18 protein-coding genes are annotated in these 19,234 nt (G+C 70.6%); 6 read left to right on the top strand and 12 right to left on the bottom strand.

Going from position 1 to position 19,234, the window contains the following annotated elements; translation table 11 throughout:
- The 7 genes from QO011_RS27055 to QO011_RS27025 form a co-directional block, all read right to left on the bottom strand.
- Positions 1 to 1,113: an ABC transporter permease gene (locus QO011_RS27055; RefSeq protein WP_307279197.1), complete on the bottom strand. Its 1,113-nt coding sequence runs from the start codon at positions 1,111 to 1,113 to the stop codon at positions 1 to 3.
- Entirely contained in the window at positions 1,110 to 2,627 is a 1,518-nt protein-coding gene (locus QO011_RS27050; protein WP_307279194.1) for an ABC transporter ATP-binding protein, read from the bottom strand. Before QO011_RS27050 ends, QO011_RS27055 begins: the two co-directional genes overlap by 4 nt.
- Positions 2,628 to 2,772: 145 nt before the next feature.
- Positions 2,773 to 3,768 (bottom strand): BMP family lipoprotein, encoded by a 996-nt coding sequence (locus QO011_RS27045; RefSeq protein WP_307279191.1) that lies wholly within the window; start codon positions 3,766 to 3,768, stop codon positions 2,773 to 2,775.
- A 459-nt stretch (positions 3,769 to 4,227) separates the two neighbouring features.
- Entirely contained in the window at positions 4,228 to 4,956 is a 729-nt protein-coding gene (locus tag QO011_RS27040; protein WP_307279188.1) for a PspA/IM30 family protein, read from the bottom strand.
- A gap of 12 nt (positions 4,957 to 4,968) precedes the next feature.
- Positions 4,969 to 5,793, bottom strand: coding sequence for a heavy metal-binding domain-containing protein (locus tag QO011_RS27035; protein WP_307279186.1), 825 nt, complete (start codon positions 5,791 to 5,793; stop codon positions 4,969 to 4,971).
- Positions 5,790 to 6,731 (bottom strand): heavy metal-binding domain-containing protein, encoded by a 942-nt coding sequence (locus QO011_RS27030; RefSeq protein WP_307279184.1) that lies wholly within the window; start codon positions 6,729 to 6,731, stop codon positions 5,790 to 5,792. Before QO011_RS27030 ends, QO011_RS27035 begins: the two co-directional genes overlap by 4 nt.
- A 17-nt stretch (positions 6,732 to 6,748) precedes the next feature.
- Positions 6,749 to 7,138 carry a hypothetical protein gene (locus tag QO011_RS27025; RefSeq protein ID WP_307279182.1) on the bottom strand — a complete coding sequence of 130 codons (390 nt, stop codon included), beginning with the start codon at positions 7,136 to 7,138 and terminating at the stop codon, positions 6,749 to 6,751.
- Positions 7,139 to 7,365: 227 nt separating this feature from the next.
- Between QO011_RS27025 and QO011_RS27020 the strand changes: the two genes are divergently transcribed.
- Positions 7,366 to 8,577, top strand: coding sequence for a glycosyltransferase family 87 protein (locus QO011_RS27020; protein WP_307279179.1), 1,212 nt, complete (start codon positions 7,366 to 7,368; stop codon positions 8,575 to 8,577).
- Here QO011_RS27020 and QO011_RS27015 read toward each other — a convergent pair.
- Entirely contained in the window at positions 8,531 to 9,133 is a 603-nt protein-coding gene (locus tag QO011_RS27015) for an alpha-ketoglutarate-dependent dioxygenase AlkB family protein (RefSeq protein ID WP_307279177.1), read from the bottom strand. The two genes, QO011_RS27020 and QO011_RS27015, sit on opposite strands and share 47 nt — an antisense overlap.
- Positions 9,134 to 9,454: 321 nt before the next feature.
- Here QO011_RS27015 and dnaK point away from each other — a divergent pair, with 321 nt between their 5' ends.
- The 4 genes from dnaK to QO011_RS26995 all read left to right on the top strand — a co-directional run bounded on the left by dnaK (position 9,455) and on the right by QO011_RS26995 (position 14,657).
- Entirely contained in the window at positions 9,455 to 11,365 is a 1,911-nt protein-coding gene (gene dnaK / locus QO011_RS27010) for a molecular chaperone DnaK (protein WP_307279175.1), read from the top strand.
- Between the two features lie 284 nt (positions 11,366 to 11,649).
- A complete protein-coding gene (dnaJ, locus tag QO011_RS27005) occupies positions 11,650 to 12,798 on the top strand; it encodes a molecular chaperone DnaJ (protein ID WP_307279173.1) in 1,149 nt (382 codons plus the stop codon).
- Entirely contained in the window at positions 12,795 to 13,664 is an 870-nt protein-coding gene (locus tag QO011_RS27000) for an SDR family oxidoreductase (RefSeq protein WP_307279171.1), read from the top strand. Before dnaJ ends, QO011_RS27000 begins: the two co-directional genes overlap by 4 nt.
- A gap of 204 nt (positions 13,665 to 13,868) precedes the next feature.
- Positions 13,869 to 14,657 carry a tetratricopeptide repeat protein gene (locus QO011_RS26995; RefSeq protein ID WP_307279169.1) on the top strand — a complete coding sequence of 263 codons (789 nt, stop codon included), beginning with the start codon at positions 13,869 to 13,871 and terminating at the stop codon, positions 14,655 to 14,657.
- 6 nt (positions 14,658 to 14,663) lie between these two features.
- Here QO011_RS26995 and eno read toward each other — a convergent pair whose 3' ends face one another.
- Genes eno through QO011_RS26980 form a run of 3 tightly spaced genes read right to left on the bottom strand, consistent with a single transcriptional unit; the run spans position 14,664 to position 17,649 of the window.
- Entirely contained in the window at positions 14,664 to 15,956 is a 1,293-nt protein-coding gene (gene eno / locus QO011_RS26990; RefSeq protein ID WP_307279168.1) for a phosphopyruvate hydratase, read from the bottom strand.
- Positions 15,953 to 16,945 carry an aminoglycoside phosphotransferase family protein gene (locus QO011_RS26985; protein WP_307279166.1) on the bottom strand — a complete coding sequence of 331 codons (993 nt, stop codon included), beginning with the start codon at positions 16,943 to 16,945 and terminating at the stop codon, positions 15,953 to 15,955. Before QO011_RS26985 ends, eno begins: the two co-directional genes overlap by 4 nt.
- 8 nt (positions 16,946 to 16,953) lie before the next feature.
- Positions 16,954 to 17,649 carry a pyrimidine 5'-nucleotidase gene (locus QO011_RS26980; protein ID WP_307279163.1) on the bottom strand — a complete coding sequence of 232 codons (696 nt, stop codon included), beginning with the start codon at positions 17,647 to 17,649 and terminating at the stop codon, positions 16,954 to 16,956.
- A 184-nt stretch (positions 17,650 to 17,833) separates the two neighbouring features.
- Here QO011_RS26980 and QO011_RS26975 point away from each other — a divergent pair, with 184 nt between their 5' ends.
- Entirely contained in the window at positions 17,834 to 18,217 is a 384-nt protein-coding gene (locus tag QO011_RS26975; protein WP_307279161.1) for a hypothetical protein, read from the top strand.
- Positions 18,218 to 18,254: 37 nt separating this feature from the next.
- On the opposite strand, the gene argB is transcribed toward QO011_RS26975, so the two are convergent.
- Positions 18,255 to 19,160 (bottom strand): acetylglutamate kinase, encoded by a 906-nt coding sequence (argB, locus tag QO011_RS26970; RefSeq protein ID WP_307279159.1) that lies wholly within the window; start codon positions 19,158 to 19,160, stop codon positions 18,255 to 18,257.
- Positions 19,161 to 19,234 lie beyond the last annotated feature (74 nt).

Genomic DNA, 19,234 nt, shown 5'->3' with positions numbered 1-19,234 from the left:
TCAGGCCCTCGCGATCCGCGGGCGGCGCAGGCGGGCGAGGAGCGCGGCGAGCTGCGGCTTGAACATGTGCTCCAGCGCCCCCGCGAACAGGATCACCATGCCCTGGATGACCACGATCATGTCGCGGTTGATGTTCGGCTTCTCGAAGGCGAGCTCGGCCCCGCCCTGGTAGAGCGCGCCGAACAGGATCGAGGCCAGCACGATGCCGAAGGGGTGGGAGCGCCCCATCAGCGCCACGGCGATGCCGACGAAGCCGGCGCCGGCGGTATAGTCGAGCACCAGGCGCTGCTGGTCGCCCATCAGCACGTTGACCGACATCAGCCCGGCGATGCCGCCCGACAGGAGCATGGCGATGATGGTGATGCGCGCCGGCGAGATGCCGGCATAGACCGCCGCCACCGGATTGTGCCCGACGGTGCGGATCTCGTAGCCGAGCCGCGTCTTCCAGATCAGCGCCCACACAGCCACTGCGGCGACCAGCGCCAGCACGAAGGAGATGTTGAGCCGGGTGAACTCCAGGTCGAAGCCGAAGGGCTTCCACAGGTCGTGGATCATCGGCAGCACGGTGTTCGGCGGGAACTGCGCCGATTCCGGGTTCATGCTGCCGGCGGGCTTCAGCACGTCGACCAGGAGGTAGACCATCAGCGCCGAGGCGATGAAGTTGAACATGATCGTGGTGATCACGACATGGCTGCCGCGCCTGGCCTGGAGATAGGCGGGGATGAAGGCCCAGGCCGCGCCGAACAGCATCGAGGCCAGGACCGCCACCGGCAGCACCACCAGGAAGGGCATGCCGGGCATGGCCAGGCACGCCAGCGCCAGGCCGAGGCCGGCGACATAGGCCTGGCCGTCGCCGCCGATGTTGAACAGGCCGGCATGGAAGGCCACCGCCACGGCCAGGCCCGTGAAGATGAAGTTGGTGGCGTAGAACAGGGTGAAGCCGATGCCCTCGGCATAGCCGAAGGCGCCCTGGATCAGGATCGACACCGCCTCCAGCGGGTTCTCGCCGATGATCAGCACCACCAGGCCCGAGGCCAGGAAGGCGGCGGCGACGTTGATCAGCGGCAGCAGGATCACGTCGGCCCAGCGCGGCAGCTCGCTTGCGCCGGTCATGCCGCCTGCTCCATCACCCCGGCCATCAGGAGGCCGAGGCGCTGCTCGTCGGCCCGCTCGGCCGGGCATTCGCCGGAGATGCGGCCGGCGCACATCACCAGGATGCGGTCGGAGAGCGCCATCACCTCCTCCAGCTCGACCGAGACCAGCAGGATCGCCTTGCCCGCGTCGCGCATCGCCAGGAGCTGGCGGTGGATGAACTCGATGGCGCCGATGTCGACGCCGCGCGTCGGCTGGCCGACGATCAGGAGCTCGGGGTCGCGCTCGATCTCGCGCGCCAGCACGATCTTCTGGGCGTTGCCACCGGAGAAATTGGCGGTCTTGAGCCGTGGATCCTGGGGCCGGACATCGTATTTGTGCATCTTGGCCGCGAGGTCGGCGATCATCCGGCCCTGGTCGAGGAAGGGGCCGCGTCCCAGCGCCGGGTCGTCGTGATAGCCGAGGATGGCGCTCTCATAGGCGGCGAAGGCCTTGACCAGCCCCATGCGCAGCCGGTCCTCCGGCACATGGGCGAGCCCGGCCTTGCGCAGCGCGCCGGGGTCGGCTGCGGCCATGTCGCGGCCGTCAATCAGGATGCGGCCCTCGGAGGGCTGGCGGATGCCGGCGATCGCCTCCAGCACCTCGGACTGGCCGTTGCCGGCGACGCCGGCGATGCCGACGATCTCGCCGGCCCGCACCGTGAAGCTGACATTCTCCACCCGCGCCACGCCCTTCTCGTCGCGCAGGGTGAGGGTCTCCACGGAGAGCACCGTGCGCCCGGGCTGGGCCGGCTTCTTGTCGACCCGCAGCAGCACGCGCCGCCCGACCATCAGCTCGGCGAGCTCGGCGGGGTTGGTGCGGGCGGTCTCCAGCGTCGCCACCATCTCGCCGCGGCGCATGACCGAGACGCGGTCCGTGACGGCCATGATCTCGCGCAGCTTGTGGGTGATCAGGAGCACCGTCTTGCCCTGCGCCTTCAGGACTTTCAGGATCTCGAAGAGCTGGTCGGCCTCCGCCGGCGTCAGCACGCCGGTCGGCTCGTCCAGGATCAGGATGTCGGCGCCGCGGTAGAGCGCCTTGAGGATCTCGACCCGCTGCTGGCTGCCGACGGCGAGCTCGCCGACCACAGCGTCGGGATCGACGTCGAGGTGGTAGGCGGCCTCCAGGCGCGTCAGCTCGGCCCGGGCCTTGGCCTGCCCGCGGGCGAGCAGCGCCCCGCCCTCGGCGCCGAGCATGACGTTCTCCAGCACGGTGAACGGGTCGACCAGCATGAAGTGCTGGTGCACCATGCCGATGCCGGCGGCGATGGCGTCCTGCGAGGAGCGGATGGCCTTCTTCTCGCCGCCGACGAAGATCTCGCCCGAATCGGCTTCGTAGAAGCCGTAGAGGATCGACATCAGCGTCGACTTGCCGGCGCCGTTCTCGCCGACGATGCCGTGGATCGTGCCCCGCTCGACCGCGAGGTCGATGGCCCTGTTGGCGTGCACCGGGCCGAAGCTCTTGTCGATCTTGCGCAGTTCGATGGCGCTCGCCATGGCTCAGCTCTCCGGATCGGCGGGCGATGGGGCGGCGAGGCGGGCGGACGACCGAGGCCGTCGCGCATGGCCGGCTGCCGGCGCATGCTGCGCCGGCGACCGTTCCCCCGCGCCGCCCGGTCGGTCCGTCTCCGTGGCGACGGCTTCAGTTCACCGGGCAGGCATTGTCCGACATGTAGTCGTGCACCTGGGTCTTGCCGGCGATGATGTCGGCCTTGGCCGCCTCCACCGCCGCCTTGGCCTCGGCGGTCACCAGGGCCTTGTTGTTGTCGTCCATGGCGTAGTCGACGCCGCCTTCCTTCAGGCCGAGGTCCTGGATGCCGGGCTTGAACGTGCCCTTGGTGCCGGTGTCGAAGGCCTGGTAGGTCGCCTCGTCCACCCGCTTCACCATCGAGGTCAGCACCTTGCCGGGATAGAGCGGGTTCTGGTTGGAATCGACGCCGATGCCGAGCTTGCCGCCGTCGGCGGCCGCCTGCAGCACGCCGAGCCCGGTCTGGCCGGCGGCGGCGTAGACGATGTCGGCGCCCTGGGCGATCTGCGCCTTGGCCAGCTCCGAGCCGCGGCCCGGGTCGTTCCAGGCGGCCGGCGTGGTGCCGGTCATGTTCTGGATGACCTTGATCGCGGCATTGCCGGCCTTGGCGCCCTGGACATAGCCGCAGGCGAACTTGCGGATCAGCGGGATGTCCATGCCGCCGACGAAGCCGACCGTGCCGGTCTTCGAGGTCTTGGCCGCCAGCAGGCCGACGAGATAGGAGCCCTCCTGCTCCTTGAAGACGTAGGAGGCGACGTTGGGCAGGTCGACCACCATGTCGACGATCGCGAAGCTGGTCTTGGGGAATTTCGGCGCCACCGCCTTGACCGCGTCCTCATAGGCGAAGCCGAGCACGACGATCGGGTTGTTGCCGTCGCGGGCGAAGCGGCTCAGGGCCTGCTCGCGCTGCGAGGCGTTGGTGATCTCGAACTCGCGATAGGTCTTGCCGCTCTCCTTCTTCCAGCGCTCTGCGCCGTTATAGGCCGCCTCGTTGAAGGATTTGTCGAACTTGCCGCCCATGTCGTAGATCACCGCCGGGCCCTTGTCGGCAGCCATGGCCGACGTCGCGGCGGCCAGCGCGAGCGCCAGACCCATCAGCATCGATTTCATGAAGGACACTCCCGTTCTTGTTCTCGTCTGGACGAGGCGCTCCGCAGTCGCGCCTGGATTGAGCATGACACGTCGCCTGCGACCTTGAGAAGGGCCCGCTTCCGCGGACGACGCTTTTCCGCATGCGCCTCGACCGGCCCGGGCGCGACGCGCCCGAACCGTTCGCCGCTCCCCCGGAGCGCATGCCGGATCTCTGCAAGTCCTCGTTGATTTTGACCAATCGATCAAAAGACCTGCGGCGAGTCAATTGCGCTTTGGAGGCATTCCAGGGTGAACTTGTGGGCAGGGCGCCGTTTTTCCCGGCAGGGGCGCGTCGCCGCGGCCGCGGATGGCGACGGCAGCCATGCGAAGGCCGGGCAGGATTGCCCGCCGGACGGACCAGTCGGGTGACACGGGGCGTCGCCGCGCCGAAGGACGCAACCGCGACCCGCGCGCGGCCCGGACGGAGGGGACGCGGCTTCAGGGCGCCGGCAGCGCCTTGCCCCCGGTCTCGCCGCCGAGCTCGGCCTTCAGGCGCGCCATGTCGGCGTCGATGGCGCCGGTTGCGCGCAGCTTGTCGAGCTCGTGGTCGGTGGCGCTCCTGGGGTCGAGCGGGTCGGTCAGGATCCCGGCCTCGAGCATGCCCTCCATCGCCCCGGCCCGGGCCTGCATGCCCTCGACCTTGTCCTGGGCCCGCTGCAGGGCGCCGCCGACATTGCCGAGGTCGGAGCCGATGCCCGTCAGCGATTCGGTCACCCGCACCTGGGCCTGCGCCGCGGCATAGGTGCTCTTCATCACCTCTTTCTGGTTGCGGAACTGCTCGATCCTGGCTTCGAGCTTGGACTGGTACTCGATGAGCTTGTCGGCCTGCGCCGCGATGGCGTTGCGGGCCTGGGCCAGCGTGTCGAGCTTGGCCAGGGCCGCCTGCTTGTGCGCCAGGGCGGCGCGGGCGAGGTCCTCGCGGTCGGAGCGGATGGCCAGGCGCGCATCGTTCTCGGCCCGCTCGGCCTCGGCCCGGCCGGCGGCGATCTGGCGCTCCAGCGAGGTGCGCTCCGTCACCACGTCGGCGAGGTGGCGCCTGGTCTCCTGCAGCCCCGTGAGCATCCGCTCGTAGGACAGGTCCAGCGTCTCGTTGGGATCCTCGAGTCGCGACAGGAGCTTGTGGGTCTTGGCCTGGAACAGGTCGGCGATGCGTTCAAGGATGCTCATGGCTCGGTCTCCTCAGCTGTTCACGGACAGGACGAGCTGCGGATCGGGAATCTTCGACGCGCTCGGCTCGCTCGAGATCGGCACGACGGCCGTGCCCACGGCGAAGAACTCGATGACGTGCGGCTCCCAGACATGGTTGCCCTCGTGCAGGTCGACGCCGACCACGCCTTCGGCCCGGGCCTCGGTGGCCTCGTTCTGCATGCGCTCCATGGCGATCTCGCGGGCGTCGTACATGGCCTGGGAGAAATTGGTCAGCTCGACGTTCTGGCCGGCCTGGCCGAGCGTCTTCATGAAGCCGCGATGCGCCACGTGATAGACGCAGGAGCCCATCACCATCTCGAGCGGGCGGTAGCCGGCCTGCAGCAGCGTCCAGAAATCCTGGCCGGAGAGGTCCGAGGTGAAGGGCTGGCCCTTGGGGCCCTTGAAGGCCGGGCTGCCTTCGGCATGCACCACGCCGGTGCCGATGGCGACGAACTCCAGCACGTTGGCGTCCCAGGCCAGCCGCTTGACCGTCAGCTGGACGCCGACCACGCCGTCCGCGCCCATGTCGGCGGCCTCCTCGCGCATGCGCGTCATCGCCAGCTCGCGGGCATGGTACATCGCCTGGGACAGGACATCGAGCTCCTGGTTCTTCGACCAGCTGCCGTACTGGATGCCGACATGGTAGATGCACGAGCCGATGCACAGCCCGACCGGCTCGAAGCCGGCCTTGCGCACCAGCAGGAACTCGTTGACCGAGAAGTCGGAGGTGAAGATGCCGCCGGGATGGCCCTGGCTGCGCAGCCCCTTGAGGCGCTCCAGCGCGTGCTGCGGCAGATCCTGGTCGGTGTTGCTCATATCTCTCCCTCTTGGTCGACGCCGTCATAGGCCGTGTGGCCATGGCGGCTCGCCGTCGACAGCGGCGAGGCCGCCTCGTTCATGTCGAGCACCATCTCGATCCCGTGCGGCACGGGAAGGCGCCGGGGCGCATCGACGATCGTCCCGACCACGATGTGGCGCCCGAGATAGCGGCCCGGCGCGTCGTCGTTCTCGATCTTGAAGAGCTGGCCGAAATGGGTGTGGGCCAGCACGCCGTTGCCCTGGGCCGCGGTGTCCCGGCGCAGCTCGGCATGGGCGATGCGCCGCACCCGCTCCCAGAAATTGCCGAGACCGGTCAGCGGCCGGTTGGAGAAGCTGCCGGCGCCGTCGAGATTGCCGCCGCGGGAGAGCCATTCGTAGTGCGCGCCGATGCCGATGCCCACGGGGACGATCCCGGCCTCGAGCAGCCGCGCGAATTCGAGGGCCGGCACGGTGGCGACGACCGGGTCCGGGCTCGGCGGCAGGCCGTCGAAGCGCACGGCGGTGCCCAGCACGGTGAAGTCCATGCTCTCGCCGATATCGAGGTTGATGCGGCGCATCTTCACGTCGACCACCGCATTGGCGCCGGCGGCGGCCGCCTCGAGCTTCAGCCGCGACAGCGCGGCGTGCCAGCCGGCGGAATGGCCCTTGGTCCAGGAATAGCCGTAGTGGAACCAGCAGGTTCCCGAGACCGTGGCAATGGGGCGGATGCCGTGGGAGCGCGCCAGCATCAGCTCGGCCGCGGTCATGGTCGTCAGCCACGGCGTCCGGCCCGCGGACGCCGCCTGCAGGCGCTCGGCGACGAAGCCCGGCAGCCGCCCGCGCTGCAGCGCCGTCTCCCATTCCGCCAGGCGCCGCGCGTCGGCCTCCGAGGCGAGGCGGGCCTGCTCGGCCTCCGCCGGGGTCTGGCCCCCTGTCAACCAGCTCAGCCAGGACATGGCGCCGCTCCTCCCGGTCAGGACATGAGGAGCCCGTGCAGCGCGCTCTGCGCCGCGCCGGCCTGCTCGGCCAGCAGCTTGACCTCGCGGTCGAGCGCGACCAGCCATTCCGGCATGCCGAGCACCTCGGTCTTCACGGCCACGCCGCGCACCAGCTTCTGGCGCCGGGCGACCAGGCGCGCGCCCGCCATGCCCAGGATGAACACATCCCCGTCGGTCCGGACTGTTACGCCGGTGACATGGCGCGTGGAGGAGAAGAAGCCATCGCGTCGGCGTTCGACGACGACATGGTCGGGCAGCGCCGATTCCATCCGAACTGCGAACGCTTCCAGGAAGGCCTTGAGGTCCCCCTGCGCCCGGCGGATCCAAGCGGCGCTGAGGTCGAACTCGCTGGGGCCGTCGCTCAAGGCGGAAATCTCCGGTCGATATGGCTGCGGCCCATCCGAGCGACGCAACCCGACCCCCCAGACCTCCAGATTACGCACGCCAGGTCGGGGATGTCCATGGGTCCGGCGGCCGGCGTCGCGGCGCGCCGCCGCGATGGTCCGAAGGTGTGGCGTTAACCCCACCATGGCAGGATGGCGGACGCAGGACCGGGCGCCGCGCGGCGGCGGCGGACCCATCGGAGATGCACGTGCCCGCAGCGACGCCCCGCCTCCATCGCCTGATCTTCATCCCCGGCATCGTCCTGGGGGCCGGGCTGCTGGCAGCCTATCTCCTCTCCGTCGCGTGGCAGGCGCCGTTCCCGCGTGACGTCAACGGCTATGCCCTCGGACGCGACTTCCTCAATGCCTGGGTCTATGGCCGGGAGGCCTGGAGCGGCGAGGCCGGGCGCTACTACGACATCCGCCTCTACAACCAGCACCTCGCCGCCCTGACCGGCTGGGACTATCCGGCGCAGCAATGGTCCTATGCGCCGCATTTCATGCTGGTGATGGCGCCCTTCGGCCTCATGCCCTACCTGCCGGCCCTGGCGCTGTGGACGGCGCTGTCGCTCCTCGCCCTCCTCGTCGTGGTGCCCGTCACCGCCGACCGGCGCTTCGCCTGGCCGGTCCTCGTCCTGGCGCCGGCCGGCGTGTTCTGCTGGATCTCCGGGCAGGCCTCCTTCCTCCTCCTGGCGCTCCTGATCGGCATCTGGCGCAACCTCGACCGGCGGCCGCTGCTGGCCGGCATGCTGCTCGGCCTGCTCACCGTCAAGCCGCAGCTCGGCCTGCTCTTTCCGCTGATGCTGGTCCTCACCGGGCGCTGGCGCGTCGTCTTCGCCGCTGCGGCGACGACCCTGGCCCTGGCCGGCGCCACCGCCCTGCTCTGGGGCGTCGATCTCTGGCGGCTCTACCTCACCGTCGGCGCGCCGATGCAGGAGCTGGTGCTGAGCCGGCCCACCAATGTCAGCTATGCCTTCATGCCGACGCTCTACATGAACGCCCGCCTCCTCGGCGCCTCCTCGGGCCTCGCCTACGGCCTGCAGGTCCTGGCCGCCCTTGCCGCCGCCGGCGCCGTGGCCTGGACCTATCGGCGCCCGCGCGACCCGCTGCTCTCCTACGCGGCGCTGATGGTCGCCGGCCTCGTCGCCACGCCCTATCTGATGAGCTACGACCTGCTGGTCGCCGTCTGGGCCGTGCTGGCGGTCGGCGGCGGAGCCGGACGCGAGCGCATCGTCTATCTCCTCGTCACCCTGCTGCCGCTGCTCACCCTGATGGGCGGCCTCGCCGGCATCCCCGGCGCGGCGCTGGTGCTGCCGGCGCTGCTGGTCTTCCTGCTGCGCCGGCTGGCGGGCGAGGCGCCGGCAGAGACCGCCGTCAGGCCGCTGCGGGCGGTTTCGTCACCCGGCGCAGCGTCAGGTTGATGCGCCCGCCGCCGCGCAGCAGCGTCGAGGTGCCGGGATAGAGCCGGTCGACGCCGTGGAAGGCGAGGCGGCTGTCGCCGCCGAGCACCAGGACGTCGCCCGAGGCGAGGCGGAAGGAGCGGGTCGGGTCGCGGCGCTCGGTGCCGCCGAGGCGGAACAGGCAGGTGTCGCCGAGCGAGACCGAGACCACCGGGGCGGAGAAATCCGCCTCGTCGCGGTCCTGGTGCAGGCCCATGCGCGCATCGGCGGCATAGACATTGACCAGGCAGGCCTCGGGCGGCAGGGGATAGCCGGCGACCTCGCGCCACAGCGCCTCGAGCGGCTGGGGAATGGCGGGCCAGGGCTCCCCGGTTTCGGGATGGGTGGCCTGGTAGCGGTAGCCGGCCTCGTCGGAGACCCAGCCGAGCCGGCCGCAATTGGTCATCCGGACCGAGAAGGGCTTTCCGGTCCGCGGCATGCGCGGCACGTAGAGCGGCGCGGCCCGCACCGCCGCGCGGATCGCCGCCACCAGATCCTCCTGCTGCGTCCGGTCGAAACGGGAGGGATAGAGCTGCATGGGCCGTCCGACGGGTTGGCCGCGCCGCCGGCGCGGGCTGTCTCGCCGGCCCCGGATAGCACCGGCGCGGGGCGCCGCAAACCCCTGCCGGACCGGGCGCGGGGCGGCCGCGGCGGCGGGGGGCGGAACCCGGGCCACGCATTCGTCTCCAGGGCCGCAATCGCGCCTTGCGGCCCCAAAACCGGCCTCTTATATACCCGCCAGCCCCGTCGGACAGGCGGGACATTCCGATAGGGACCGGCCGGTTCCTACCGTGGGGATCCGGCTTCGGCGCTGCTGCTTCGGGGCGCGCCGGTCTGCTGACAAGGAAGGACAAGACGAATGGCTAAAGTAATCGGCATCGACCTCGGCACCACCAATTCCTGCGTTGCGGTCATGGAAGGCGCAAACGCACGGGTCATCGAGAATTCGGAAGGCATGCGCACCACGCCTTCGATCGTGGCCATCACCGACGACGGCGAGCGCCTCGTCGGCCAGCCGGCCAAGCGCCAGGCGGTCACCAATCCGGAGCGCACCTTCTTCGCCATCAAGCGCCTGATCGGCCGCACCTTCGACGACCCGATGACCAAGAAGGACATCGGCCTCGTCCCTTACAAGATCGTGCGCGCCCCCAACGGCGACGCCTGGGTGGAGGCGGACGGCAAGACCTATTCGCCCTCGCAGATCTCGGCCTTCGTCCTGCAGAAGATGAAGGAGACGGCGGAGGCCCATCTCGGCCAGCCCGTGACGCAGGCCGTCATCACCGTGCCCGCCTATTTCAACGACGCCCAGCGCCAGGCCACCAAGGACGCCGGCAAGATCGCCGGCCTGGAAGTGCTGCGCATCATCAACGAGCCGACCGCCGCGGCGCTCGCCTACGGCCTCGACAAGAAGAAGACCGGCACCATCGCGGTCTACGACCTCGGCGGCGGCACCTTCGACGTGTCGATCCTGGAGATCGGCGACGGCGTGTTCGAGGTGAAGTCGACCAACGGCGACACCTTCCTCGGCGGCGAGGACTTCGACATGCGCCTGGTCGAGTATCTCGCTGACGAGTTCAAGCGCGAGCAGGGCATCGACCTGAAGAAGGACAAGCTCGCCCTGCAGCGCCTGAAGGAGGCGGCCGAGAAGGCCAAGATCGAGCTGTCCTCGACGGCCCAGACCGAGATCAACCTGCCCTACATCACGGCGGACGCGACCGGTCCCAAGCACCTGACGCTGAAGCTGTCGCGCGCCAAGTTCGAGAGCCTGGTCGACGACCTGATCCAGCGCACCGTCGAGCCCTGCCGCAAGGCGCTCAAGGATGCGGGCCTGGCGGCCGGCCAGATCGACGAGGTCGTCCTCGTCGGCGGCATGACGCGCATGCCCAAGATCCAGGAGATCGTGAAGCAGTTCTTCGGCAAGGAGCCGCACAAGGGCGTCAACCCCGACGAGGTCGTGGCCATCGGCGCGGCGGTTCAGGCCGGCGTGCTGCAGGGTGACGTCAAGGACGTGCTGCTGCTCGACGTGACCCCGCTGTCGCTGGGCATCGAGACGCTGGGCGGCGTGTTCACCCGGCTGATCGACCGCAACACCACGATCCCGACCAAGAAGGGCCAGGTGTTCTCGACCGCCGAGGACAACCAGACGGCCGTGACCATCCGCGTCTTCCAGGGCGAGCGCGAGATGGCCGCCGACAACAAGGCGCTCGGCCAGTTCGACCTGGTCGGCCTGCCGCCGGCGCCGCGCGGCGTGCCGCAGGTCGAGGTCACCTTCGACATCGACGCCAACGGCATCGTCCAGGTCTCGGCCAAGGACAAGGCCACCGGCAAGGAGCAGCAGATCCGCATCCAGGCTTCGGGCGGCCTCAGCGAGGCCGACATCGAGAAGATGGTCAAGGACGCCCAGGCCAACGCGGCCGAGGACAAGAAGCGCCGCGAGCTCGTCGAGGTCCGCAACCAGGCCGATGCGGCGGTGCACCAGGCCGAGAAGTCGCTGCGCGACCTCGGCGACAAGGTCTCGGCCGCCGACAAGTCGACCGTGGAGAGCGCGGTCGCCGCGTTGAAGGCGGTCAAGGACGGCGACGACGCCGAGGCGATCAAGGCCCGCACCAACGAGTTGATGCAGGCCTCGATGAAGCTCGGCGAGGCGCTCTACCAGGCCAGCCAGGCCGCCCCCGGCGCCGAGGCCGAGGCCTCGGCCGGCAAGCCGCAGGACGACGTGGTCGACGCCGACTTCGAAGAGGTCGACGAGGACAAGAAAAAGCGGGCCTGAGCCGTCCGCAGCGTGCAGGGCCCTCGCCCGGAACGGCGAGGGCTTTCGCATATCTTGCCGGCATCGGCACGGGCATTTCTCGCCCGGCCGGTGCGGGCGGTGCCGTCTTTGCCCGTGGACGAAGGCGGCCTGAAGGGTTTGCAGCTTTGACGATGGCGCCGAATCGTGAAATCCAAGCAGGATCAGGCTCTTGCCGCGGCAGGCCGCCGGCCTGGAGTCCGGTCCCCCGTTCCGGCGACTCTCCCGCGTGGGAGAGGGGCGCCCTCAGCAGTCCGGTCTGATCCATGGCCAAGCGCGACTATTACGAAGTCCTTGGCGTCAGTCGCGAGGCGAGCGACGGCGAGCTCAAGGCCGCGTTTCGCAAGCTGGCGATGCTGCACCATCCCGACCGCAATCCCGGCAACAAGGAAGCCGAGGCCCGGTTCAAGGAGGTGAACGAGGCCTATGAGGCGCTGAAGGACGGCCAGAAGCGGGCCGCCTATGACCGCTTCGGCCATGCCGCGTTCGAGAATGGCGGCATGGGCGGGCGCGGCGGCTTCGAGGCCGGCGGCTTCGGCTCCTTCACCGACATCTTCAACGACATCTTCGACGACCTCACCGGTCGTGGCGGGGGGCGGTCGCGGGGCGGAGGCGGCGGTCGCGAGCGCGGGGCGGACCTGCGCTACAACATGGAGATCGAGCTGGAGGACGCTTTCAAGGGCAAGACGGCGACGGTGAAGATCCCGACCTCCGTCACCTGCGAGGCCTGCTCCGGTTCCGGCGCCAAGCCGGGTTCCAAGCCGCGTCAGTGCGGCACCTGCGCCGGCCACGGCCGGGTGCGCGCCACCCAGGGCTTCTTCTCCATCGAGCGCACCTGCCCCACCTGCCATGGCCGGGGCGAGGTCATCGACGATCCCTGCGCCGCCTGCGGCGGCGCCGGCCGCGTCACGCGCGAGCGCACGCTCTCGGTCAACATCCCCGCCGGCGTCGAGGACGGCACCCGCATCCGCCTGTCCAACGAGGGCGAGGCGGGCGCGCGCGGCGGGCCGCCGGGCGACCTCTACATCTTCCTGTCGATCCAGCCCCATCCGTTCTTTCAACGAGACGGGGCCGACCTCCACTGCCGCGTGCCGGTGTCGATGGTCACGGCCGCGCTCGGCGGCGAGTTCACCGTGCCGACCATCGACGGCGCCCAGGCCAAGGTGCAGGTCCCGGAGGGCACCCAGACCGGCCGCCAGGTCCGCCTCAGGGGCAAGGGCATGCCGGTGCTGCGCGCGCGCGACGTCGGCGACATGTATGTCCAGGTCTTCGTCGAGACGCCGAAGAACCTGACGCGGCGCCAGCGCGACCTCCTCGCCGAGTTCGACGCGGTGTCGTCGAAGGAGACGCAGCCCGAGAGCGCCGGCTTCTTCGCCAAGGTCAAGGACTTCTTCGACGGGCTGTCCGGCCAGTGAGGCGCCTGCTCGTCTTCGGGCTCGGCTATTCCGCCTCGCGTTTCGTCCTGCGGGCGGGAGCCGGGTTCGGCCACGTCGCGGGCACCGCCCGCACGCCGGAGGCGGCGGCCGAGCGGGCCGCGGCGCTCGGTGTGGAGACGCTGGCGTTCGACGGGCTGTCGGCCGGCCCGGCGCTGCGCGGGGCGGTGGCGGCGGCCACCCATATCCTGGTCTCGATCCCGCCGGACGCGACCGGCGACCCCGTGCTGCGGGCGCTGGCGGACGACATCGCCGCGGCGCCGGCGCTGGCCTGGATCGGCTATCTCTCCACCGTCGGCGTCTATGGCGGCTTCGATGGCGCCTGGATCGACGAGGACACGCCGATCCGCCCCACCGCCGAGCGCAACCGGCGCCGGGCCGAGGTCGAGCGGGCCTGGATCGATCTCGGCGCGCGCGCGGGCCGGGCGGTGCAGGTGTTCCGCCTCGCCGGCATCTACGGCCCCGGCCAGAACGCGGTGCGCAACCTGCGCGAGGGCACGGCGCGGCGCATCGTCAAGCCGGGACAGGTGTTCAACCGCATCCATGTCGACGACATCGCCGGCGCCCTCATCGCCGGGATCGGCCGGCCCGCGGTCGGGCCGCTGATCAACGTCGCCGACGACGAGCCGGCGCCGCCCCAGGACGTGATCGCCTACGCCGCGCATCTCCTCGGCCGCGAGCCGCCGCCGGAGATCGACTTCGAGGCCGCCGACCTCTCGCCGATGGGCCGGTCCTTCTACGGCGAGAACAAGCGCGTCTCCAACCGCCGCCTGCGCCGCGAGCTCGGCTGCGACCTCCTCTATCCCACCTACCGCGAAGGCATCCGCGCCTGCCTCGACGAGGATTGAGGCGGCGGGACGGTTTCGAGCGGGACGGTTGCTCCTCTCCTCCCACGAGGTGCAGGGGACGGGCGTCGAGCACGGCGTTTCGACCGTGCGCCGTCGCCGCGTGCATCCCCCCTCTTAACCATCCAGTAAGGTTAACCAATTATCACCAGGAGGACCGATTTGGGGCGCCGTGGCGCCCGATTTGCCGCCGCCGAGGGGGGCCGCATGCGCCGTTCCAGCTTCGCCGTCTTCATCGCCCTGGGACTCGCTCTCGGCGGCTGCAAGACCTTCGACGACAACCCGATCACCGGCTCGATCAGCACGCCGGCCGCCCCGCCGGCCGCCACCAGCCCCGAGGGCTGGCGCGCCATCGCCGCGCAGTGGCAGCCCGCCTATGACAAGAACCCGTCCGATCCCCGGGCGGCGATGATCTATGCGCGCGCCCTGCGCGAGACCGACCAGAACGCCCAGGCGCTGGCGGTGGTGCAGCGGGCGGCGATCGCCAACCCGAAGAACCAGGCCCTGCTCGGCGAATATGGCCGGGCGCTGGCGGCCAACGGCCAGTTCGACCAGGCGCTCGACGTGCTGTCGCGGGCCCATATGCCGGACAAGCCGGACTGGCGCATCCTGATGGCCCAGGGCGCGGTGCTGGACCAGATGGGCCGCAGCAGCGAAGCGCGCGATCACTACGACACCGCCCTCAAGATCGCGCCGGGCGAGCCCTCGGTGCTCTCCAACCTCGGCCTGTCCTACGCTCTCTCCAACGACCTCGCCAACGCCGAGAAGGTGCTGCGGCAGGCCAATGCCGATCCGCGCGCCGACATGCGCGCCCGCCAGAACCTGGCGCTGGTGCTGGCGCTGCAGGGCAAGTTCGGCGAGGCCCAGACCGTGGCGAGCCGCGACCTCAGCCCCGCGGAGGCGGCACAGAACATCGCCTCGATCCGCGAGATGGTCAGCCAGACCAACAACTGGCAGAAGCTGAAGACGGCGCGCAAGCTGCCGCCGCAGGGCTGACCCCGCCTATCGGGAGCGCCGGAACGGCAAGGCCGTCAGGCCGGCGAAGCGGGCGCGTGCGCCCAGCGCCTCCTCGATGCGCAGCACCTCGTTCCACTTCGCCATCCGCTCGGAGCGGGCGAAGGAGCCGACCTTGAGCTGGCCGGCGCTCCAGCCCACCGCCAGATGGGCGATGGCGACGTCCTCGGTCTCGCCCGAGCGGGCCGAGACGATGGTGCCGAACCCGGCGCGGCGGCCGGCCTCGCAGGCGGCCCGCGCCTCGCTCACCGTGCCGGCCTGGTTGACCTTGACGAGCACGGCATTGACCGTGCCGGCCTGCGCGGCCGCGGCCACAAGCGCGGCGTTGGTGACGAGAAAGTCGTCGCCGATCACCTGGATGTGGTCGCCGACCGCGGCGGTGAAGCGGGCGAGGCCTTCCGCGTCGTCCTCGGCGAAGGGGTCCTCGATCGACAGGATGGGATAGCGCGCGCACCAGCCCATGAGGTATTCGGCCATGCCGTCGCGGTCGAGCTCGCGGCCCTCCAGGCCGAGCCGGTAGCGCCCGCCACGGCCGAACTCCGAGGCGGCGATGTCGAGCGAGATCGCCGCCTCCTCGCCCGGCGTGAAGCCGGCGCGCTCGATGGCGGCGACGAGCGCGTCCAGCGCCTCCTCGTTGGAGGTGAAGGCCGGCCACCAGCCGCCCTCGTCGGCGACGCCCTGGAGCAGGCCGCGCCCGGCCATCACGGCGCCGGCGGCGCGGTAGACCTCGGCCGTGACCTCAAGCGCCTCGGCGAAGCTTCGCGCCCGCGGGGCCATCACCATGAAGTCCTGGATGTCGGTGCGCCGGCCGGCATGGGCGCCGCCGCCGAAGATCTGGATCTCGGGCAGGGGGATGGTCACGGCATCCTCGCCCGCCAGGTGCCGCCAGAGCGGCAGGCCGCGGCTGGCGGCGGCGGCCTGCAGCACGGCGAGCGAGACCGCCACGGTGGCATTGCCGCCGAGGCGAGCCTTGGTCGGCGTGCCGTCCAGGGCGATCAGCGCCGCGTCGATGCCGGCCTGGTCGAAGGGATCGCGGCCGGCGAGCGCCGGGCCGATCTCGTCGCGGACACTGGCGATGGCTCCCTGCACGTCGAGGCCGCCGAAGCGCGTGCCGCCGTCGCGCCGGTCCACCGCCTCGCGGCTGCCGCGCGAGGCGCCGGCCGGCGCGAGGCCGCGGCCGACCGTGCCGTCGCTCAGCGTCACCTCGGCCTCGACGGTCGGCCGGCCGCGTGAATCCCAGATGCGGCGGGCGTGGACGGATCGGATGGCGGGCTCGGTCATGGCGTGCTGATCCAGCGGACGGCGATGTCGGCGAGGCGGGCGGGCGGTTCGGCGACCAGCGGCACGGCGCAGCGGCGCACGGCGTCGCGTTCGGCCTCGGCCGTCAGATATTCCACCGGCGACTTGCCGTCGATGCGGGCGAGGAAGAGGGCGGGGAGCAGGGCCGCCGCCCGGGCCTCGAGCCCGGCGGGCTCCTCCCAGGCGATGCCGGCGCGATAGGCCTCGGCCAGGGCCGAGAAGGCGGCGAGATAACCGCGCCGGTCCGCGCCGCCGCGCGCGCCCTTGAGCAGGAGATGGTTGAGGCAGAAGGCGAGGTCGAAGGCGGGATCGCCGAACCAGGCGCACTCGGCGTCGAGGAAGACCGGGCCCTGCGCGCCCGTCAGGATGTTCTTCGGGCTGGCGTCGCCATGAACCAGGGCGCGCCTGCAGGCGAGGGTCGCCGCCGCCAGGGCCGCGAAGCGGCCGGCGAGGGCGGGATGGGCGCGGCCGGTGGCAAGGAGATAGGGCTCGATCCGGATCGCCTCGAAGGTTGCGTCATGGGCGAAGCGGCCGGCCATCGTCGGGTCCGCGGCGCTGCGGGCGTGGATCGCCGCCAGGTCCTGGCCGACCCGGCCGGCAAAGCCGGTGTCGATGCGCCCGGCGAGGAGCTCGGCCTTCCAGACCGGGTTCTCCGCCGGCGGCAGGTAGCTCATGGCGAAGCAGCCGAGCCCGGCGTCTTCGCCCAGCACCTCGGGCGCCGCCGAGGGGAGCCAGGCTCCGACCTGGCGCAGCCAGTCCGCCTCCGCCGCGTTGCGCTGCAGCGGCACCTCCCACACCGCCGCGACCTTGAGGCGCGCCAGCGCCCGCTTGACGCAGAAGCGCCGCCCGGCGGCCTCGACGAGATGGATGTCGGAAGAGACGCCGCCGGTCAGCGGCGTCAGCCGCACCGCCTCGTCGGGCCCGACGAGGCCCATGCGCCGCAGAGCGTCGATGATGGCGGCATCCGCCATGGCGCCGGCTAGCGTCCGAGGAACTTTGCCGGCAAATCTGTCAGGAAAGCCGGCAGATCATCGGTGACGTGGTCGACATGCGCCTCGCCGCGGCCGCAGAGCTCCCAGTCCTCGCGTTCCACCTGCCGGCTGCCACGCGGCACCACCAGCACCGTCTCCATGCCGAGGGCGTGCGGCACTTCCAGGTTGCGCGACAGGTCCTCGAACATCGCGGCCTTGCGCGGGTCGACGCCGTGGCGTTTCAGGAAGCGCTCGTAGGTGGCTGCCGCGGGCTTGGGCACGAAGTCGGCGGCGACGATGTCGAACACGTCCTCGAACTGCGCCTCGCAGCCGAGCCGGCGCGTCACCGCCTCCGCATGCCGGCGCGAGCCGGAGGTGAAGATCAGCTTGCGCCCCGGCAGGGCGGCGAGCGCCAGGCCGAGCGAAGGGTCCGGCGCCAGCGGCGAATGGTCGATGTCGTGGGCGAAGTCGAGGAACTGGTCGGGTGCGATGCCCTCGTCGATCATCAGCCCGCGCAGCGACGTGCCGTGCTGCTTGTAATAGTGCTTCTGGAGGGCCCGGGCGGTGAGGCCGTCGACGCCGAAATAGGCGGCGATCCAGGTGGTGATGCGGTTGTCGACCTGCTCCCACAGATTGGCGTGGTGCGGATAGAGCGTGTTGTCGAGGTCGAACACCCAGGTCTCGACATGTGCGAAGCCGCACATCTGAGAAAAACTTCCAAGCTGTACCAGCTGGTTCATCGTGGACGAGGAGCTCCCGGGTCGGGCATCGTTGCAGGGCCCATCTTAAGATGGATTTAAGCGAATTGGCGATGCTGCGCCGAAAAGGCGCAGGCGTCCAGTGACCCCGGCCCACGTCCAGGACCCAGCCGCAAGAGAGGAATACCCCATGACCCGGATCTCGGACTATTTCCTGCGTATCGCCGTGCTCGCCGGCCTCCTCGGCATGGGGATGGGCATGATGATGGGCATGCGCCAGGACTTCTCCCTGGCCCCGGCCCACGCCCATCTCAACCTCCTCGGCTGGGTGTCGATGGCGATCTACGCCCTGTTCTACCGCGCCGTCCCGATCGCCGCCGACGGCCTCATGCCGCGCCTGCACTTCTTCACCGCCGTGGTGGCGCTGGCGGTGATGATCCCGGGCATCGCCCTGATCAATCTCGGCTACGACATCGGCGAGCTGCTCGCCGCGGTCGGCGGCGCGGCGATGCTCGTCGGCTTCGCCCTCTTCGGCGTGATCGTGCTCAAGGCGACCGCGCCCGGCCGGGCGTGAGCAGGCGCCCGGATGCGCCCGCCGGGCAGCGAACCTCTCAGCGCCGGATCAGCGTGCCGGCGCCGTGGTCGGTCAGGAGCTCGAGCAGCACGGCGTGCGGCACCTTGCCGTCGATGATCACCACGGCTTCCACGCCCTGCTCCAGGGCATAGATGCAGGTCTCCACCTTGGGGATCATGCCGCCGGAGATGGTGCCGTCGGCGATCAGGGAGCGCACGCGCTCGACGTCGAGCTCCTCGATCAGCTGGCCCGACTTGTCGAGCACGCCGGGCACGTCGGTGAGCAGCAGCAGGCGCTTGGCCTTGAGCGAGCCCGCCACCGCGCCGGCGAAGGTGTCGGCGTTGACGTTGAAGGTGCCGCCCTCGGCCGAGGCGGCGACCGGCGCCAGCACCGGGATGATGTCGGACCGGAGCACCTGATCGAGCACGGTGGTGTCGACGGTGTCGGGCTCGCCGACGAAGCCGAGGTCGATCACCCGCTCGATATGGGAATCCGGGTCGACCACCGTCCGCGTCGCCTTGCGGGCGACGACCATGTTGCCGTCCTTGCCGCTGAGCCCGACCGCCCGGCCGCCCTGGGCGTTGATGAAGCCGACGAGCTGCTTGTTGATCGAGCCGGCGAGGACCATCTCGACCACCTCGACGCTGGCCGCGTCGGTGATGCGGTGCCCGGCCGCGAACTCCGACTTGATGCCGAGGCGCTTCAGCATCTCGGAGATCTGCGGCCCGCCGCCGTGCACGACCACCGGGTTGATGCCGGCCTGCTCCAGGAGCACGATGTCGCGGGCGAAGTCGCGCGCCACCTGCTCGTTGCCCATGGCGTGGCCGCCATACTTGACCACGACGATGGCGTCGTCGTGCTGCTGCATGTAGGGCAGGGCCTCGGACAGGATCGCGGCCTTGTCGTGGGCGCTGACGGAGGGAGGGCTGACGGGAGAAGTCATGGCGGCTCGTCCGTGGCGGGGTTGCGGAAACACCAAAGGCGTCGTCCGGGGACAAGTAGGGCGGTCCGTCATGG

This window comes from Labrys wisconsinensis (genome assembly GCF_030814995.1).
Taxonomy (GTDB): Bacteria; Pseudomonadota; Alphaproteobacteria; order Rhizobiales; family Labraceae; genus Labrys; species Labrys wisconsinensis.
This window is presented reverse-complemented; position numbering and strand designations above follow the sequence as displayed.

Bases quoted from the DNA above. Each gene is read 5' to 3' on its own strand.
- QO011_RS27045 (WP_307279191.1), bottom strand. From the start codon at position 3,768: ATGAAATCGATGCTGATGGGTCTGGCGCTCGCGCTGGCCGCCGCGACG.
- QO011_RS27030 (WP_307279184.1), bottom strand. From the start codon at position 6,731: ATGTCCTGGCTGAGCTGGTTGACAGGGGGCCAGACCCCGGCGGAGGCC.
- QO011_RS27035 (WP_307279186.1), bottom strand. From the start codon at position 5,793: ATGAGCAACACCGACCAGGATCTGCCGCAGCACGCGCTGGAGCGCCTC.
- dnaJ (WP_307279173.1), top strand. From the start codon at position 11,650: ATGGCCAAGCGCGACTATTACGAAGTCCTTGGCGTCAGTCGCGAGGCG.
- eno (WP_307279168.1), bottom strand. From the start codon at position 15,956: ATGACCGAGCCCGCCATCCGATCCGTCCACGCCCGCCGCATCTGGGAT.
- QO011_RS27015 (WP_307279177.1), bottom strand. From the start codon at position 9,133: ATGCAGCTCTATCCCTCCCGTTTCGACCGGACGCAGCAGGAGGATCTG.
- argB (WP_307279159.1), bottom strand. From the start codon at position 19,160: ATGACTTCTCCCGTCAGCCCTCCCTCCGTCAGCGCCCACGACAAGGCC.
- QO011_RS27050 (WP_307279194.1), bottom strand. From the start codon at position 2,627: ATGGCGAGCGCCATCGAACTGCGCAAGATCGACAAGAGCTTCGGCCCG.
- QO011_RS26995 (WP_307279169.1), top strand. From the start codon at position 13,869: ATGCGCCGTTCCAGCTTCGCCGTCTTCATCGCCCTGGGACTCGCTCTC.
- QO011_RS26985 (WP_307279166.1), bottom strand. From the start codon at position 16,945: ATGGCGGATGCCGCCATCATCGACGCTCTGCGGCGCATGGGCCTCGTC.
- QO011_RS26975 (WP_307279161.1), top strand. From the start codon at position 17,834: ATGACCCGGATCTCGGACTATTTCCTGCGTATCGCCGTGCTCGCCGGC.
- QO011_RS26980 (WP_307279163.1), bottom strand. From the start codon at position 17,649: ATGTGCGGCTTCGCACATGTCGAGACCTGGGTGTTCGACCTCGACAAC.
- QO011_RS27055 (WP_307279197.1), bottom strand. From the start codon at position 1,113: ATGACCGGCGCAAGCGAGCTGCCGCGCTGGGCCGACGTGATCCTGCTG.
- QO011_RS27040 (WP_307279188.1), bottom strand. From the start codon at position 4,956: ATGAGCATCCTTGAACGCATCGCCGACCTGTTCCAGGCCAAGACCCAC.
- dnaK (WP_307279175.1), top strand. From the start codon at position 9,455: ATGGCTAAAGTAATCGGCATCGACCTCGGCACCACCAATTCCTGCGTT.